Raw genomic sequence first — 17,053 nt, forward strand, 5'->3', positions numbered from 1 at the left:
ATTTTGTGACCTTTTTCACTCTTTTTTTTAATACAATAGTTCTTTATAAATATTTTTAACAAGTAAACAGTAAAGTTCCCAGGAAACACAAAAAAGGAACATGTTAAAAACACGTTCCTTTGCAGGCGTTGCTTTTTACTATTCAGCAAGCTTATGCTCATTTAGCAAAGCCGCCAGGTTTTTTATCGCTTCTTCCTGGTCAGCGCCTTCTGCTGTTATGGTTATCATTGCACCTTTGGGAATTCCAAGTGACATTACACCCATAATCGATTTTAAATTAACAGCTTTCTCTTTATAGCCCAACTTTATCTCCGAATCATGCTTACTTGCTGTCTGTACCAGGATCGTTGCCGGTCTTGCATGGATACCGGTTTCATCAATAACAGTGAATGTTTTTTCAATCATATTCCGTTTTTTCACCCTTTTAGATTATTTAATTATCAAATTACAAATGTCTTTTTTTAGGTGAGCACCTTATGAGAACTGTTTAATTTGTATTTTGCTTTAACAGCTGCCTCATAAAAGGACTCGGACAAAGATGGGTGTGGATGAATCATTTTTGCAGCTTCTTCTATTGTTCCTTCGAGATACATAAAAGCAGATGCCTCAGCAATTAATTCTGTAACGTGTGAGCCTGCCATAACCGCTCCGATAATTTCACCGTATTTTGCTTCGTAAATGATCTTCGTAAAGCCTTCCGGCTCCCCAGCACTCAAGGCTTTACCAATTCCAGCAAAATCGAACCTTTCTACTCTTACATCCAGCCCTTGCTTGCGCGCTTCGTCCTCTGTTAATCCTACTGATGCAATTTCAGGAAGTGTATAAATGCAGCGGGGCATTACTTTATAATCAATTTTTTCGTTGCCGCCTGCCGCATTGGCAGCAGCTACCGTACCTTCCGCACTTGCAGCGTGTGCTAATTGCCAGCCGCCAATTATATCACCGACAGCATAGACATTCGGCAAGCTGGTTTCCAATCTGTCATTAACCTTTATAAATGGCCCATTATGTTCAATGTTTACCTCTTTAGCTGCTGAAAGATTCGGACGGCGGCCTGTGCAAACCAGTAGTGACGCTGCATCAAACGATACTATATTTCCCTTTGAGTCACTGCATTTTACTTGTTTCAAACCGCCAGTCTCATTTACATCCTGGACACTGACGCCAGTATGTATTTTGATGCCTTTCTTTTTTAATGATTTTGTCAGAAATTTGGAAGCCTCACTATCTTCAGAAGGCACAATCTGACTGGCTGCTTCTATAATGGTTACATCTGATTTTAGAGATGCGAAGATTGTTGCAAACTCAACCCCAATTACTCCGCCCCCTATAATAATCACCGATTCGGGTATCTCTTCCAGATCAAAGATCGTATCACTCGTTTCGTATTGAACTGCTTCAAGACCTGGAATCTTGGGAATAGCTGGAGTCGAGCCTGTAGCAAGAATAACCTTTTCGGATTTTAGCACTTTCTCCTCGGAACCCATTGTTACTCTAATATTTCCATCTTTTTGGATCAACCCGAAGCCATTATAAATGTCTATTTTTCCTTGTTTGAGCAGATAGGAGATTCCGCTGCGCAAACGATTTATCACTTCATCTTTTCTTTGTCTCATTTTACTTAGAGATAAGGTTAACTCACCTGAATCGATTCCCCAATCCCTTGCTTTTTCAATTTGTTCAATTATTTCTGAGTGTTTTAAATAAGTCTTAGAGGGGATACAGCCTCTATTTAAACAGGTTCCCCCCAGAAAGTCGGCTTCAATTACTGCTGTCTTCTTACCTAACTCCGCTGCATGAAGAGCGGCAACATATCCTCCAGGTCCTCCACCTATAACAATCACATCATATGTTTTCTCCAAGCTCTCCACCTCCCTACACCAATAATTCGAATGGATTTTCAAGAATGTACTTTAATTCTGTAAGGAAAGCAGCCGCTGGCGCACCATCCATTGCACGGTGATCGAAGGAAAGACTCAGTGTTATCATTGGGCGTACAGCCAAATTTCCCTCAACTGCTACTGGCCTATCCAGAATTCGGCCAACTCCCAGGATGGCGCTCTCTGGCTGATTAATGATCGGTGTAAATACATCGACTGCATACATGCCCAAGTTACTGATTGTAAAGGTTGAACCCTTCAGCTGATTTGGGTGCAATTTATTTTCACGGGCAAGTTTGCCTGCCTCTTTGGCATCTTCCGTAATTTGTGCCAGTCCTTTTTCATTAACATTCTTGATAACAGGAACCATAAGCCCATCCTCAACAGCCACGGCAAGACCAATGTGAACTTGTTCATGCTGAATGATTTCCTCTCCCTCAATGGAAACATTGACTCCCGGGTGTCTGGAAAGTGCCTTCCCTGCTGCTTTAATTAGAATATCCGTAAAAGATAAACGGAGCCCAGTCTGTTTCTCAATGACAGGCAATAACGAAGTTCTAAGTTCCTTAACCTTTGTCATGTCTGCATCTGTAGTAAGTGTCACATGAGGTGCTGTATTAACACTTTCAGACATCCTTTTAGCTATAACCTTCCTCATCCCTGACATCTGTTTGCGATTCGGCTCTGCTGCTGCAGTACTCGAGGTCCTGTTATTTACAGCAGTAGAGATATCACTTTTCAAAATCTTGCCATTAACTCCGCTTCCTTTAATGTCACCAAGAGGCACTTGTTCTGAAGCTGCCACTTTACGCGCAAGCGGGGTTGCCTTAGGTGAAGAGGATGCCAAGTGAGCCAATACATCCTTTTTCTGGATCCTTCCCTTAGGACCACTTCCCTGGATAAATACTAGCTCTACATCATTCATCCGGGCTTGTTTACGGGCAGCAGGTGTTGCCCTGACCTTTTCGCCTTCATTGGATGCTCCAGCTTCTTTAGGTACTTCCTGTTTTTCCGTAACAGGTTCTTCATCAGGACTTTGGCTTTCAGCTTCTGTACCTCCTGAAATACCGGGAGAATTTTCAGGTACTTGCTCGTTCTTTTCTCCAATGTATCCAATTATTTGGTTAACAGGCACCTGGTCATCTTCCTGAAAGTACTTTTTCAGCAAAACTCCCTGGTCGTATGCCTCAACTTCAATATTAATTTTATCGGTCATGATCTCAAAAAGCGGTTCACCTATCTCTATTGAGTCGCCTTCTTCCTTAAACCATTGAAGGAGAGTGCCGACCTCCATGGTACTGCTGAGTTTAGGCATAAATATTTCTTTAGCCACCGTATCCCCCTCCTTCTTATTTATACTTTACCGTTTCTTTAACTGCTTCAATAATGTCTGGCACCTGTGGTATAGCAGCTTTTTCTAATTTAGGGTTGTACGGAATGGGAACCTCCTTGCCCCCAAGGCGTTTAATTGGAGAATCCAGATAGTCAAAGGCCTCACTCTCAGCAATTACACTGACTATCTCCCCGCCAATGCCTCCGCGCTGCACGGCTTCATGTACAACTATTAATCTGCCAGTCTTTTTAACTGAATTAATAATGGTCTCTTTATCCAGCGGTACTATAGTTCGGGGATCGATTACTTCGGCACTGATGCCCTCTTTTTCGAGTTCTGAAGCCGCTTCAAGCGCCTTATGAACCATAATTGCTGTAGCAACGATGGTCACATCGGTGCCTTCACGTTTGATATCTGCTTTACCCAGTTCGATTGAATATGCTTCTTCAGGAACATGGGAAGATGTTTTGTACAGAAGTTTATGCTCATAAAAAATGACAGGGTTATCATCATCAATTGCAGCTTTTAACAATCCTTTTACATCGTAAGCTGTTGAAGGCTGAACTACTTTTAATCCAGGAATATGAGCCATCCAAGCTTCAAGACTTTGTGAATGCTGGGCTGCCGCTCCAGTTCCGGAGCCAGCAGGGGTTCTTAAAACCATTGGCACCTTGCCTTTCCCTCCGAACATATAACGGGTTTTGGCAGCTTGGTTCACCATTTGATCCATGGCAATGGTAATGAAATCGGAAAACTGAAGTTCTAAAATAGGGCGCATTCCAGTTAAAGCAGAACCAACCGCAGCCCCTGCAATGGCCGCCTCAGATATCGGTGTATTGCGAACACGCTCCGGCCCGAATTCTTCTATCATTCCACGAGTAACTCCAAAAGCTCCTCCGTAAACACCAATGTCTTCACCAAGGATAAAAACATCATCGTTTTGCCGCATCTCCTGGCTCATTGCCTCGCGAACTGCTTCCAAATAAGTAATCTCTCTAACTGCCATTATTTTCATCCTCCTCCTTAGGCATATACATCTTCCAGTAAGCTATCCATTGATGGTTCCGGACTATTTTCTGCAAACTTTACTGCCTCTTCTATGGCCTGATAAGCTTCATCCTGCAGCTGTTTTGCTTCTTCCTCAGTGAATATTTCTGCATTGATCAGGGTTTCTTTAAAGCGTTTAATGCCATCTTTCGCTCTCCACTCCTGCTCTTCTTCACGGGTGCGGTATTTTTTTGCATCACTCTTGGAATGTCCTTTCCAGCGGTACGTTTTCATTTCAATTAGAGTCGGGCCTGCTCCATCCCGCGCATTTTCCACAGCTTCATTTACTGTATTAATGATTTCAATCATGTCATTGCCGTCAACGACCTTTCCTGGTATCCCGTAAGCACCCGCGCGATCAGCAATATTTTCTATTCTGGTCATGTCTTTAACCGGTCCTGACATGCCATATTGATTATTCTCGCAAATAAACACAACGGGAAGATCCCAGATAGCCGCAAGATTAACAGATTCATGGAAGCTTCCTTCATTTGAAGCTCCATCTCCAAAGAAGCAGAGCACTACATAATTTTCCTTCTTCATTTTCGAGGTTAAAGCTGCTCCTACAGCAAGAGGGAGACCGCCGCCGACAATGCCGTTTGCACCCAGATTGCCTTTTTCCACATCCGCAATATGCATCGAGCCGCCCTTCCCTTTACAATAGCCTGTTTCTCGGCCAAAGAGCTCCGCCATCATTTTATTGACGTCTCCTTCTTTCGAAATACAATGACCGTGTCCCCGATGTGTACTTACAATTTTGTCCTTTCTTCCGATCACAGCAATTGAACCTGCAGCAGAGGCTTCCTGCCCAACACATAAATGGGTAGTTCCATGAATCATCCCTTTGGCAAAAAACTGATCGACTTTTTCATCAAAGTATCGAATCATCCACATTTCTTTATACAGATCTTTCAACTTATCTTCCGTAATCATTTTAGGCAGTTCTAGCTTTTGCACCTTCATTTTTCATCCTCCTTTTACATTTGTTCATATGTGTTACATTTGTAAAAATCATATAATCTAAACACCAATAAGTCAAGTGTCAACAAAAAAAGGGGGAAAGGGAAAATGTTAAATCTTTTCCTCCTTCTCCCTTTAATAAGTTCGTTTATTATTAAAATTAATTGAAAGTAATAACGGTTCCATCCTGAATAGAAGGGAATTTATGCGGAGAGGCAAATACTGCCCCTGGCAATACATCCTCTAATGGCTCTTGAAAATATATGGAAATGTGCCCCAATTCCTTAAAGTTTTTATTGGCGTGGGATCCAAGTGCTGTAATTGTAAAGGATTCATTATCAAACGAAATAGTTCCGCCTGCTTTTAATGGCTCATCTGTTAAACTTTCAACCTCATGAATTACTGCCATTTCCCTTAGCTCTTTTGGTGCCTGAGGGCCAAATAAAATTACAATCCTGTCTTCTTTAAAGGTTGGCACCAGCACTCCAATTTCTTTTACAACTGTTTTTGTCACCTTATTAACCTCCATTAACCTTACTTTTGTTTTATTTTTATAGTTTGATAACAGGGCTTTTCTCTGGATTTAATGTAAAAAGCTGATCCTGGAGGGATCTCAGTTTCCAGACAGTTGTTTCCTTGTCTAACTCAACATCGTCTTGAGTTAAGAATTGACCCGTTTTAATATCCTTTTTTGCAACGACTTTTCCGCTGATAAGTCCAATAGGGATATGGCCATTGGTTTTCATGTCAGAGTGCGTCTCCAGAACTCCTCTTACAGAATATCCGCCAATTCCATCAACGGACTCTCCAGCTTTAATATCCCGTTTTGCTACGGCCACTGTTTCGGATACAGGTGCTCCAAGCGGATGAATAGAAGAGTCATGCTGAAGAACAGCCTTTGCAATTGTGACCGGTGTTTCTAAACTTGCAAGATGATATGGACGGTATAGTGTGTAATGCGGCCCGTTTCCTACTTTTAAATAGCGTAATTCTTCATCAACCGGCTCCAGCTCACTTTTCACAATGACGAATACACCTGGTGCAAGGCCATCTACATATTCAACAACTCCAAAGTTATTTAAAACCCCGCCATTTTCCTTTAGATTAAGCTTATCAGCCACATCTTCAAGTGTTGCAGAAACCCCATGCATTCCGGTCAGATCCGGAATTAGCCCTGTGGCATTACTCAGCAGATTCATTTCTGCCATCGTTTTTGTTCCATCCTGGAATGCAGCGAGCATATGCGCACTCATATGTTTCCTTTGAGCTTCTTCTCTGCAGACGTCAGGATTGGAAAGAGGATTTAATTTATTATTTTTTCCTTTTCCAGCAACTAATACTTCCAAGCCCATCGTTTTTGCAAATTCATAGAGTTCAAGAGTCGCAGCTGGTTCATCACCTGCTGAACCGGTGTAAACCAGTCCTGCATTATTGAAAAGCTGGTACATGACTGATCCAATAGTAATATCCACTTCTACATTCAGAAGAACAAGGTGTTTTTTGGACCTTAATGCTTCAAGGGAGATATTGGCACCAACTTCAGGAACTCCGGTCGCATCAACAACTACTTCCACGTCTCTTGATTGGATGACCTCCCGATAGTCGTTCGTTACCAAAACCGGATTCCTTTTTTTTGATTGTGAGTTATAGTAATCTGCTGCCTTACGTGCAGCCTCAGTATTTACGTCACATACTCCTGTTACGATCATTCCAGGGATTCTTGAGATTTGTGTAATCATACCGAATCCCATTTGACCTGCCCCTATAACCCCCACCCGGATAGGAGCGTTTTCCCGTTCACGTGTCAATAGTTGCTGATAAATAGACATTTTCCAGACCTCCAGCTTTTTATATTGTAGCGCTTACATTTTCATTGTACGGTTATGATGATGTAACATGCGTTACCAACCATAACATTTAAACAAAATTATTAACATTTGTGAATTAGATTATCATTTGTTCCTACAATGCAAGTTTAAGCCTCAATAAAAGGGATGTCAAGTAAGAACTTTCAAAAAATTTATTTAATTATTTATTTTCGATAAAAGATAAGCTACGCTGAATGATCAGCATAGCTCTGAATTATGTAAGAAGCCCATTTGCCGTAGCTTCATCCGTTATTAGAACATCAATCAATTTTCCTTCAAGCGAAGCCTTAATAGCTTCAACCTTTTCCAGCCCCGAAGCCACACCTATTACAAGCGGTATTTGACTCAATTTTTCAAGTTCCAGAGAGATCACTCTATCATTCCACGGATTCTGAACAGGCTTTCCAAATTTGTTAATAAAGTTGTAGCATATATCTCCCACTATTTCTGAATTACACGCAATAGACTCATGATCTGGTCCCAGATAGGATTTCACCATTGTTGAATGCTCAGGTTTTCCTCCAATTCCTACGACAGCGATATCAGACTTGGCTGCTAAATCAAATGTACTTTTTATTGATGGCTGTCTCATCAAAATTTCCTTAGCTTCCTTTGTATCCACCATTACTGGAATATGCAGCAGTTTATAGTTAGCCTGAAGGATTGAGCCCACTTTAGCCACAATGGAGTTAGAATGAATATCTACATTCTCGTTTCCGACACCTCCTACTAAAGGCACTACCGTTAATTCAGGGTATATTTGGGGCGAATGAAGCACTTTAGCAACCTCATTCAATGTAGTTCCTGATGAAAAACTAATAATCTGTCCGTCCCTAATAACTCTCTGTAAAAAATCACTTACGGCTTCACCCAACTGCCTTTTTGACGATTCCTGCCCGACACTTTCAATACAAACTACTTCCCGGATATTGTATAAAAGCTCAACTCTTCTTTCTAACTGACTGAACTGCTGCAGGCCTTCCTCATGAATGGTTATTTCAACGATCCCCAAATCTCTTGCTTTCGTTAAATACTTTGAAATCAGGGATCTGCTGACCCCGATTTTCTGTGCAATTTCTGATTGAGTAGCGCCTTCGTTATAATACATTTGTGCTACCTTTACTAAAATTCTCCGATTATCCAGCGTAATCATATTTCCTCCTCTATCGGAAACTCCTATTCTGATTAGATTTTACTTGAAAATACTTCCAATTAGAATAAAGAAGAGAAAACTATGCATCAAAAGCACAATTACTTGGCTCATTTTTGCATAGTTTCTGAGTCCTTTAACAATATTTTAATACATACCGAAGCTCGCAAAGTAGGCAATTACAACTGATAATACCCCTGTTATCAATCTGCTGTAAAGTACAGCAGGAACCCCGTATCTGACCGTTTCCGGCTTGGCTTCTCCAAGTGACAGGCCAACAGGAATGAAGTCGCAGCCTACTTGCCCATTAATGGCGAATAGTGCTGGCAGAGCATAGGCCGGCGGAATGTTCCCCAATGCAATCTGACTCCCAATTAGAACACCCACTACCTGTGCAATAACTGCCCCGGGTCCAAGAACAGGGGATAAAAATGGGATTGTACATACAATAACAATCACTAGCAGTCCCCAGATCGAGCTGGCTAATGGGGAGAGGGAATTCGCAATCACATCACCAATTCCAGTATAGTTTATGATACCGATCAGCATACTGACAAAAGCCATAAACGGAATAATGTTTTTTATTAGCATATCAACCGTATCACGGCCGGCCTGGTAGAATGTCCCCGTGACATTCCCAATCCCTTTAGAAAACCTGAGAAGGAAGTTATCTCCCTTGCCTGCGTGCTCTTTCTTCAGCTGGTCATAATCTTCTTTAAATTTTTCTTTATCTTTCGTATCAAATTTAGGCTCATTTACAGCTTCCTGCGCCCCGGCAACTTCTTCGTAGTCTTCCGCTAGTGTAATATCTTTTACTGTCACACCAGATACAAAAATGTCTTCAGTAATATATTTTGAAAGCGGGCCGGATGGAGAAGACGGCAAAACATCAACTGTAGGAATACGCTTCATAGGGTAAACGCCAATACGGGCAGTTCCTCCGCAGTCAATGACCACACACATCATTTCTTCTTCCGGATATGACCCATTAAAACCATCAACAGCCTGAGTGCCAGTCAGTTCTGCAATTCTTTTTGCAACAGGGTGGATGCCGCCGCCAGTAATAGAAACAACTTTATTCTTCTTTCCCTTAGGCTGAATATGAAGACCGATGCCCCATCCGCCTGATCCTTTTGCAACAAATACTGTACGCTCACTCATTTGGATACCCCCTTATTGTACTCCTGCTTCTTTTTTAGCTAAATAATTCGTAATTAACTCTGTTACTATTCCGCGTATCAAAATGATAACAACCCCAACTAAAAAGTAACGGACAGCCAGGTCTGCTACTGGAAGACCCAGCTCCTTAATTCCATTTGCAATTCCCAGATAAACAAAAAGCTCACCAGCGTTAGCGTAAGGAAATAAGCCAGTTACAGGATGAACAAATGAAACGGCTGAATCATAGAAAGCAGGCTTTTGCTTTTCAGGCAGGAACCTGCCAAATGTGTAAGCCATTGGATTGGTTAATAACAGAACCGATAAAACCGGCATTAATGTATAACGCAGCAAACGGTACTTTGCAGCAAATTGAATAATCCGAGTTACCCTTTCTTCACCTACAAACTTCATAATTGCATAGGTAAACGTCAAAAGCACAACTAAGGTCGGGACAATTCCTGTAAATAATCCCATAAATGTTTCTCCACCTGCATTAAACATTCCTATAAAATGTTCTCCAAACCATTTTACCCATTCCATAATACGCTCCCCCTTTAATGTCCAACCGAAATTTTATTTTTTGAAATAGATAACAGGGCAGATTCCCCTGCCTTCGCCAATGCCTTCCAATAGGACGGTATACCCCTATCCTTTTTATCTACAGATTTATCCTTTATCGTTTTCAAAACTTCACCTACATGACTGCCTTTATATGGATCTAATGGCTTGAATTTTGTAAAAACTGTCATTCCTTTTAACATATAACACTCATGGATCATGTAGTCCTGGTCTACCACCATGATGACGATAGCGCCAGGGCTGAATTTTGACCTTTCCATGCCGGAGAATACGAAATAACCGTCTTCCCCTTTATAATTACTGATGATTTTGTCGAGGCTTTTCTTATAATATTTAATCTGCACAAGCGAAAGGGCATGTTGAATGATTAGAAGGGCACATAGGATTACAACGAGTTTCACAAAATTCCCCCTTAATATAAATTTGCATTAATCCCAGAATAGTAACCGCTTACATTTAGAAGACAGATAAACCCATCGGAACAAATGTTAAACCTTTAAACAATAATCTTAATTATTTCACATATGACACACTCTGTTACATTTGTTAGTATTAAGAATAATTTAAATCATCAGTACTGTCAATCAATTTTTATATTTATCTGAATCTTATGGAGAGTAAGTTGTACGCACCATGAATTTCCTGGCTGAAGCATTTTTTTACAATATAAAAAGGCTGACTCAGAACTGCATTAAAAACAGCTCTGAATCAGCCTTTGCCGGACTGTATACAGAATAAAAGAATGAAATACTATTCTCCCTTTATTTTTTTATAGGATTCTTTTGTTTCATTCAAATATTTCATAAGACGATATGGTTTGCTAAGGACTCTTTTGGGCAGATCTTCTGCTAATTTGTTAGGATCTTTTTTTAATTCTTCGGTTAATCTAAACGGCTTTGAAGTAATTCTTTTATATACTTCCTTGTATAATTCTCTTTTAAAATCCATATTCATCTCATTTGTACGCTTACAATTTTCACATTGTATCTTATTAATTTTCCCATTTAAATATCTTACATGATGCAGGGTTTCGTCCAGGCATTTTGAGCAAAAAAGATAGGTATCGGTTTCTGAAATTTTCATTTATACTCTACTCCTTATTAAGGATTCTTAAAAATTGAAATCCTGAATACCTTGATTTTTATTTAAATTCAGTAATCTAATTATATTATATACAGAAAACTTTTGGTCAGACACTGTTCTGTTCAAAACTTTTCGTTTTCGCTTTCGTACTTATTTATTACAGCGCTTGCCGTCTTTTCATCAATTATCAAGACATTAATAATCCGGCCATGCAGTGCACCCAAAACACTCTCTGCTTTTTGCTGCCCTTCAACAAGAGCAATGACCGTCTCAATATTTTTTAATTCCTCGAGCGATATTCCGATTACCCGCTTATTTATTGTATCATCTACTTGTATACCTTGGTTATTGTAAAATCTGAAGCCAATATCACCTACCACCCCAAGCTTTTGCAGCTGTGAAAGGTCATCCTCTTGTAAATATCCTATTTTCATTAAAGTAGATTCTTTATATGGATTTCCGATGCCAATAATCGCCATATCCACATTTCGCCCGCTTTGTAAAACCAGCTCAATATCCTGCATAGCCATGAGCCTTTCTTTGAGTTCTTCTGTTGCCACTATGGCCGGTGCATATAAATAAGTACATTGCCCTTTAATTTTCTTCGCCAGTTCATTTGCTAAGTGATTAGCATGTATTTCGACTTCCTTAACGCCCATTCCTCCTTCTAAAGGAACTACTTGAATATCATTTCGGCGTTCATAGGGATATTCCTGTATTAGGCTGGCAAGTGTGGTACCCCAGGATATTCCTATACTCTGCACATTTTTTAAATTTCGGGATATATATGTGGCTCCAGCCTGACCAATTGCCTGTTTGGCCATTTCTCCCGGTAAATTATCATTGGGGACCACAATAGCACTTTCCAGATGGAAATATTGCTCCAGTTTCTGTTCCAGCTCCACTGTCATAACACTCTCATCTTTAATGTAGATATTTACGATACCTTCCTCTTTTGCTTTTTGCAGCAGCTTTGAAATGACAGGCCTCGAAACTTTTAGTTTTTTTGCTACATCCGCCTGTGTCAGACCTTCTTTATAATATAGGTTTGCAACCTTCACCAATTGCCTCTTTTCATGCCAGTCCACAATCATTACTCCTTTAACGCCAGGTTATTAAATCATTTTTTGATAGTTTAGGCTATTTTACCATACTCCCTTTTTTAATTAAAAAAGGATCGAAATCTGTTGTATTTCTAAATAGTGATTGACTATTCCGTTCCAATCAGGTAATTTATACAAAAGTTCCCATGTCGAACAATTGTTCAGTGCAGTCTTATACAAAATTTTTCGCTTTGCAGGATAAAAGTTGTTATGAAAACGTTTACAATTATCAAATAATTTAAAATATAATAAGTCCCAAGGAGGTTATAGACATGTTCCTTGATGATCGAAGTGTTAATTTACTAAATGTATTAATACGGACACCTCAAATAAAAAGTAAGGAACTGGAAGAAAAATTAAACCTTAGCAGACGGCAAATCGCCTATTCTATCGAAAAGATCAATCAGTGGCTGGGCCTGAAAAATTTATTGCCCATCACCAAAAGCCGCAATGGATATTTTATTATCGATAAAAAGGTATTTGATTATTTTTCCATTTACCATTCACAGTCTGCACTCCTTGAGGAGTATATTCCTACGGAAAAAGAACGGGCATTATTAATTATTTTATATTTACTAGGCAAAAAGGAAGAAGTATCACTATTCCATATTATGGATCTCTTAAATGTCAGCAAAAATACAGCCATTAAAGATATCAAAGAAGCCTCAGAGTTCCTGGGGGAATATTCTTTGGCTATCCACTATTCGAGGACGGAAGGCTATGATATTAGCGGAGAAGAATTCCAAATACGTAAATTGTTAATCATAGTTGTTAAATCCGTTTTAAATCTCTTTAATGGGCATATGTACTTTGAAAAGTTCCTGCAAATAGATATACGTCACATGCAAGAAAAAATAAGATCTATTGAAGAGCTGTTAGAGATCCACTTAACAGATGAAAGCTATGAGAGGTTGCCATATGTCATAGAATTAATTTTTATCAGAATAAATCAAGGGCATTTAATGAATGAAGACTTTCATGTTGGGATAGAGGAATTAGCAGATACTAAAGAATATACTGCATCCCAAAAGCTATTAAAGGATGAAACGGATATTCCAGTTAGTGAGAGAATATGGCTCACACTTCAGTTATTAACTTCAAATGTTCACTCAGCAGAGATCCTTACTGACCAGCACTTACAGGATCTAAAAGGTGCAATTAATGAGGTACTCCTCTTATTTGAGAAAAAGTCGTGTATTTTCATTGCTGATAAGAACGAGATTCTTGAAAAACTTCTGCTCCATATGAGACCAGCATACTACCGCATCAAATATCACCTTACTCTTAGGGAGCATTATTCTTTTGAAATGATTGAGGAATATACGGAATTACATGATATGGTTTCCTCTTCAATTAGTCCTCTGGAGGAGCTAATCCAAGATCAGTTTCCTCCTGGTGAGATTGCCTTTATTACAATGTTTCTGGCCGGACAGCTTATTAAACAGGGAGAGGAACTCAAAAAAAAGAAGAAAGCCTTGGTCGTTTGTACAAATGGGCTTACCATTTCCAAAATCATGAGACAAACATTGAGGGAGATTTTTCCGGAGTTTCACTTTGTTGAAAGTCTATCATTAAGACAATTTCAGGCTTACCAGCTTGAATACGATATTGTGTTTAGCACCATTCCAGTTCAATCATCAAAGCCCTCTTTTTTAATTAATCCACTTATGACTTTAATTGAAAAAGAAACATTGCGAAATCAGGTAATCAATTCCATTGATGAGGCCAGTTATACAACCGTAAATATTAGCAGGGTAATGGAAACAATTAAAGAGAATGCTATCGTAACAGATGAAGTAGCCCTATTAACCTCGTTGTCCAATTTGTTTCAGCCTAAACAAAGTATAGAGACTGCAGGAAATAGAATCCTTGCCTATGGTTTGAAACAGTTTTTGCCCAATGAGTTTATCCAAATAAAAGATCGGGCAGAAACCTGGCAGGATGCCATAGTTCTTGCATGTGACCCCTTGATAAGAAATAACATTATCAAACCATCATATGTAAAAGCCCTTCTTGAAGAAAATAATCATCAGCAGATTTATAGCTTTTTAGGAAACAGTATGGCGATCCCGCATGCATCTCCTGAAAAAGGAGTATCCGCCGATGCCTTCGCCATGCTGATACTAAAAAATCCAGTTACCTTTGCGAATGGGCACAAGGTTTCCATAGTTACACCACTCGCCATTTATAACCAGAACAAGCATCTGAAAGCACTATCCCAATTAGCTGAGCTAGCTGAGGATAAAGTGAAAATGGAACGATTAATAGAAGCAAAAGACGCTGCCGATGCCTGGTTTACTATAAATGGAAGTTGAATGGGCAGGAGGAAGGAAAATGTTTTTTGATAAGAAAGTTACTTTATTTAACTTAGAAGCATGCGACCGCCAGGATGCATTGCGGCAAATGGTGAATTCCCTGCGTGCAGAGAACTTAGTGGCAGCTTCTTTTGAACAAGGAATCTTAGAGCGTGAGGAATCTTTTCCAACTGGTTTAGCAGTGAAACCATTCGGGGTGGCTATTCCCCATACAGATGCAGATAAAGTCATAAGTCCGCAAATCGCTTTCGCCTCTCTAAAAAACCCAGTGAAGTTCCTTGTCATGGGCAATAACGCACAAGAAGAGATAGATGTCTCGCTTATCTTTATGCTGGCTTTAAAGAATCCAGCAGATCAGCTGGCCATGCTGCAGCGCTTAATGGAGATTCTTCAAGACCAAACTTTACTAACCGAATTTTCTGCATGTAAGAACAAAAATGAGTTTGAAGATTTATTAAACAGAATTGGTCTGAAATAACTTTTCAGACAATAAAAAAGGGGGATTTAAATGTCGGTTTTACAATGGTTTGTTGACCTTGGTGCCAGCGTAATGCTTCCAATTCTTTTGTTTATCTTTGGGATTGTGTTAGGAACAAAGCCTTCAAAAGCTTTTAAAGCTGGATTAACCGTCGGCATTGGCTTTATTGGGCTGAATCTTGTAATAGGGCTGTTAACCAGCAGCTTAGGACCTGCAGCAAAGGCCATGGTTGATAATTTTGGTTTCCAGCTTGACACCATAGATGTAGGATGGCCGGCTGCGGCTGCCATTTCTTATGGTACCGCTTTAGGAAGTTTGGCAATTCCTTTGGGAATTGGCTTAAATGTAGTCTTATTGATTACCGGCCTGACAAAAACGCTGGACGTTGATATCTGGGATTATTGGCACTGTGCTTTCACAGGATCTCTAGTGTATGCCTTGACAGGAAACTTCGCTCTTGGCTTATATACAATCGCCATTCATTTAGTTGTCATTTTCTTCTTAGGGGATTTAATTGCAAAGGATATTGAAAAGTTCTATGGTTTTCCAAAAATCACTTTCCCTCACGGGGCCTCTGCACCATCTTATCTTGTAGCAAAACCTTTAAACTGGGTGTTTGATCGAATTCCCGGCTTTAATAAATTAGAAGCTAATCCTGAGACCATCCAAAAAAGATTAGGAATATTCGGGGATTCGACTGTAATGGGTGTATTAATCGGTATCGTGATTGGATTCCTGGCAGGATATAATGCGAAGGAAGTTATGCAGCTTGCTGTACAAACTGGTGCCGTGATGATGTTAATGCCCCGCATGGTTTCACTGCTTATGGAAGGGCTTGCCCCGATCTCTGAAGCAGCCAGTGACTTTGTCAGAAAACGCATGCCGGGCCGTGACCTTTATATTGGTATGGACAGTGCATTATCGGTAGGTCATCCCGCTGTTTTATCAGCCTCATTAATTATTGTGCCAATTACATTGTTTTTAGCGGTCATTTTGCCTGGAAATACAGTCTTGCCGTTTGGCGATTTGGCAACCATACCATTCTTAGTTTGCTTAATGACTCCAGTATTTAGAGGAAATATTATCAGAACTGTTGTCGCCGGAACCCTTTATATGGCAGTAGGTCTGCTTATCGCTTCTTGGGCTGCTCCTTTAATCACTGATTCCGCTATTGCAGCAAATTTTGATATGGCCGGAAATTCCAGTATCTCTGCCCTTGTTGACGGAGCTGTATGGACAACATTTATCTTTGTTGGCCTTGCTAAGGTGCTCAACTGGACAGGAATAACGCTTATAGGTTTAGTCGCCTTTGGAGGTTTGATTTACTTGAATAAGATCAAGCCAAAACGTGAGGCGAAACTTAATAATGATAGCGGAGTCGGTTTATAACATTACCCTGATTGAAGAAGGTGATCTATATGTATCAGGTTTGGAAACAATTAGTATGCGATGCAAACAAGACATTAAAAGAATTGCAGCTTGTCAAATGGACCAGCGGAAATGTCAGTTATAGAGATAAAGAGAGTAATAATGTAATCATTAAACCAAGCGGCGTCCACTTTGATGTTCTAAAGCCAGAGGATATGGTTGTACTCGATCTTGATGGAAATGTTGTGGAGGGGCGGCTGAAGCCTTCAGTAGATACCGCCAGCCACTTATTTGTTTATCGGAGACGTGACGATATTCACAGCATTGTCCATACCCATTCACCGTATGCTACCAGCTTTGCAATAAGAGGGTTAGGAATTCCTTCGTATACCACAACAGCTGCCAATATGTTTAAAGAAGGTGTCCCCTGCTCAGATTATGCAGCGATTGGTGAAGATGAAGTCGGCAAGCAAATTATTAACCACATTGGGGATGTGCCAGCTGTGCTGCTGCGGAACCATGGAGTCTTTACGGTAGGCAAGGATATTGAAAGTGCACTAAAGGCTGCTGTTCTGCTGGAAGAAACGGCAGAGTACGCGCATTATGCCACATTGCATGAGCCTGATCTCGCACCACTAAGCAGAGATATTGTTCTTCAATGTTATGGTTTCTATAAAACGTCTTATGGCCAAAGCGAAAAAACAAACAATACTATATAAAAGGGTGAG

17 protein-coding genes are annotated in these 17,053 nt (G+C 40.1%); 4 read left to right on the top strand and 13 right to left on the bottom strand.

Features of this window, described 5'->3' with window-relative positions:
- Positions 1 to 138: 138 nt before the first annotated feature.
- The 13 genes from NAF01_RS23175 to NAF01_RS23235 form a co-directional block, all read right to left on the bottom strand.
- The gene (locus tag NAF01_RS23175; protein WP_250801294.1) at positions 139 to 405 is read right to left on the bottom strand and encodes a phosphocarrier protein HPr; all 267 of its coding nucleotides are present in this window, start codon (positions 403 to 405) and stop codon (positions 139 to 141) included.
- Between the two features lie 56 nt (positions 406 to 461).
- A complete protein-coding gene (lpdA, locus tag NAF01_RS23180; protein ID WP_250801295.1) occupies positions 462 to 1,862 on the bottom strand; it encodes a dihydrolipoyl dehydrogenase in 1,401 nt (466 codons plus the stop codon).
- A gap of 13 nt (positions 1,863 to 1,875) precedes the next feature.
- Positions 1,876 to 3,213, bottom strand: coding sequence for a dihydrolipoamide acetyltransferase family protein (locus NAF01_RS23185; RefSeq protein ID WP_250801296.1), 1,338 nt, complete (start codon positions 3,211 to 3,213; stop codon positions 1,876 to 1,878).
- A gap of 16 nt (positions 3,214 to 3,229) precedes the next feature.
- The gene (locus tag NAF01_RS23190) at positions 3,230 to 4,219 is read right to left on the bottom strand and encodes an alpha-ketoacid dehydrogenase subunit beta (RefSeq protein WP_250801297.1); all 990 of its coding nucleotides are present in this window, start codon (positions 4,217 to 4,219) and stop codon (positions 3,230 to 3,232) included.
- A 17-nt stretch (positions 4,220 to 4,236) separates the two neighbouring features.
- Positions 4,237 to 5,217 carry a thiamine pyrophosphate-dependent dehydrogenase E1 component subunit alpha gene (locus NAF01_RS23195; protein ID WP_284709513.1) on the bottom strand — a complete coding sequence of 327 codons (981 nt, stop codon included), beginning with the start codon at positions 5,215 to 5,217 and terminating at the stop codon, positions 4,237 to 4,239.
- A gap of 163 nt (positions 5,218 to 5,380) precedes the next feature.
- Positions 5,381 to 5,734: a PTS glucitol/sorbitol transporter subunit IIA gene (locus tag NAF01_RS23200; protein ID WP_250801299.1), complete on the bottom strand. Its 354-nt coding sequence runs from the start codon at positions 5,732 to 5,734 to the stop codon at positions 5,381 to 5,383.
- A gap of 37 nt (positions 5,735 to 5,771) precedes the next feature.
- Positions 5,772 to 7,049 carry an NAD(P)H-dependent oxidoreductase gene (locus tag NAF01_RS23205; RefSeq protein ID WP_250801300.1) on the bottom strand — a complete coding sequence of 426 codons (1,278 nt, stop codon included), beginning with the start codon at positions 7,047 to 7,049 and terminating at the stop codon, positions 5,772 to 5,774.
- 253 nt (positions 7,050 to 7,302) lie between these two features.
- Entirely contained in the window at positions 7,303 to 8,241 is a 939-nt protein-coding gene (locus NAF01_RS23210) for a sugar-binding transcriptional regulator (RefSeq protein WP_250801301.1), read from the bottom strand.
- 144 nt (positions 8,242 to 8,385) lie between these two features.
- On the bottom strand, positions 8,386 to 9,399 hold the full coding sequence (gene srlE, locus NAF01_RS23215) for a PTS glucitol/sorbitol transporter subunit IIB (RefSeq protein WP_250801302.1): 1,014 nt from the start codon (positions 9,397 to 9,399) through the stop codon (positions 8,386 to 8,388).
- Positions 9,400 to 9,411: 12 nt separating this feature from the next.
- A complete protein-coding gene (srlA, locus tag NAF01_RS23220; protein ID WP_250801303.1) occupies positions 9,412 to 9,939 on the bottom strand; it encodes a PTS glucitol/sorbitol transporter subunit IIC in 528 nt (175 codons plus the stop codon).
- 14 nt (positions 9,940 to 9,953) lie between these two features.
- Positions 9,954 to 10,379, bottom strand: coding sequence for a transcriptional regulator GutM (locus NAF01_RS23225; RefSeq protein WP_250801304.1), 426 nt, complete (start codon positions 10,377 to 10,379; stop codon positions 9,954 to 9,956).
- 349 nt (positions 10,380 to 10,728) lie between these two features.
- On the bottom strand, positions 10,729 to 11,061 hold the full coding sequence (locus NAF01_RS23230) for a bh protein (protein WP_250801305.1): 333 nt from the start codon (positions 11,059 to 11,061) through the stop codon (positions 10,729 to 10,731).
- A gap of 122 nt (positions 11,062 to 11,183) precedes the next feature.
- On the bottom strand, positions 11,184 to 12,152 hold the full coding sequence (locus NAF01_RS23235) for a sugar-binding transcriptional regulator (RefSeq protein ID WP_250802532.1): 969 nt from the start codon (positions 12,150 to 12,152) through the stop codon (positions 11,184 to 11,186).
- Between the two features lie 284 nt (positions 12,153 to 12,436).
- Here NAF01_RS23235 and NAF01_RS23240 point away from each other — a divergent pair, with 284 nt between their 5' ends.
- Genes NAF01_RS23240 through NAF01_RS23255 form a run of 4 tightly spaced genes read left to right on the top strand, consistent with a single transcriptional unit; the run spans position 12,437 to position 17,044 of the window.
- Entirely contained in the window at positions 12,437 to 14,479 is a 2,043-nt protein-coding gene (locus NAF01_RS23240) for a BglG family transcription antiterminator (protein WP_250801306.1), read from the top strand.
- 19 nt (positions 14,480 to 14,498) lie between these two features.
- A complete protein-coding gene (locus NAF01_RS23245; RefSeq protein WP_250801307.1) occupies positions 14,499 to 14,957 on the top strand; it encodes a PTS sugar transporter subunit IIA in 459 nt (152 codons plus the stop codon).
- Positions 14,958 to 14,987: 30 nt separating this feature from the next.
- Complete coding sequence (locus tag NAF01_RS23250; protein ID WP_250801308.1) at positions 14,988 to 16,346, top strand: PTS galactitol transporter subunit IIC; 1,359 nt, start codon at positions 14,988 to 14,990, stop codon at positions 16,344 to 16,346.
- A gap of 29 nt (positions 16,347 to 16,375) precedes the next feature.
- A complete protein-coding gene (locus NAF01_RS23255; RefSeq protein ID WP_250801309.1) occupies positions 16,376 to 17,044 on the top strand; it encodes an L-ribulose-5-phosphate 4-epimerase in 669 nt (222 codons plus the stop codon).
- Positions 17,045 to 17,053 lie beyond the last annotated feature (9 nt).

This window comes from Cytobacillus firmus, from assembly GCF_023657595.1.
Classification (GTDB): Bacteria; Bacillota; Bacilli; order Bacillales; family Cytobacillaceae; genus Cytobacillus; species Cytobacillus firmus_B.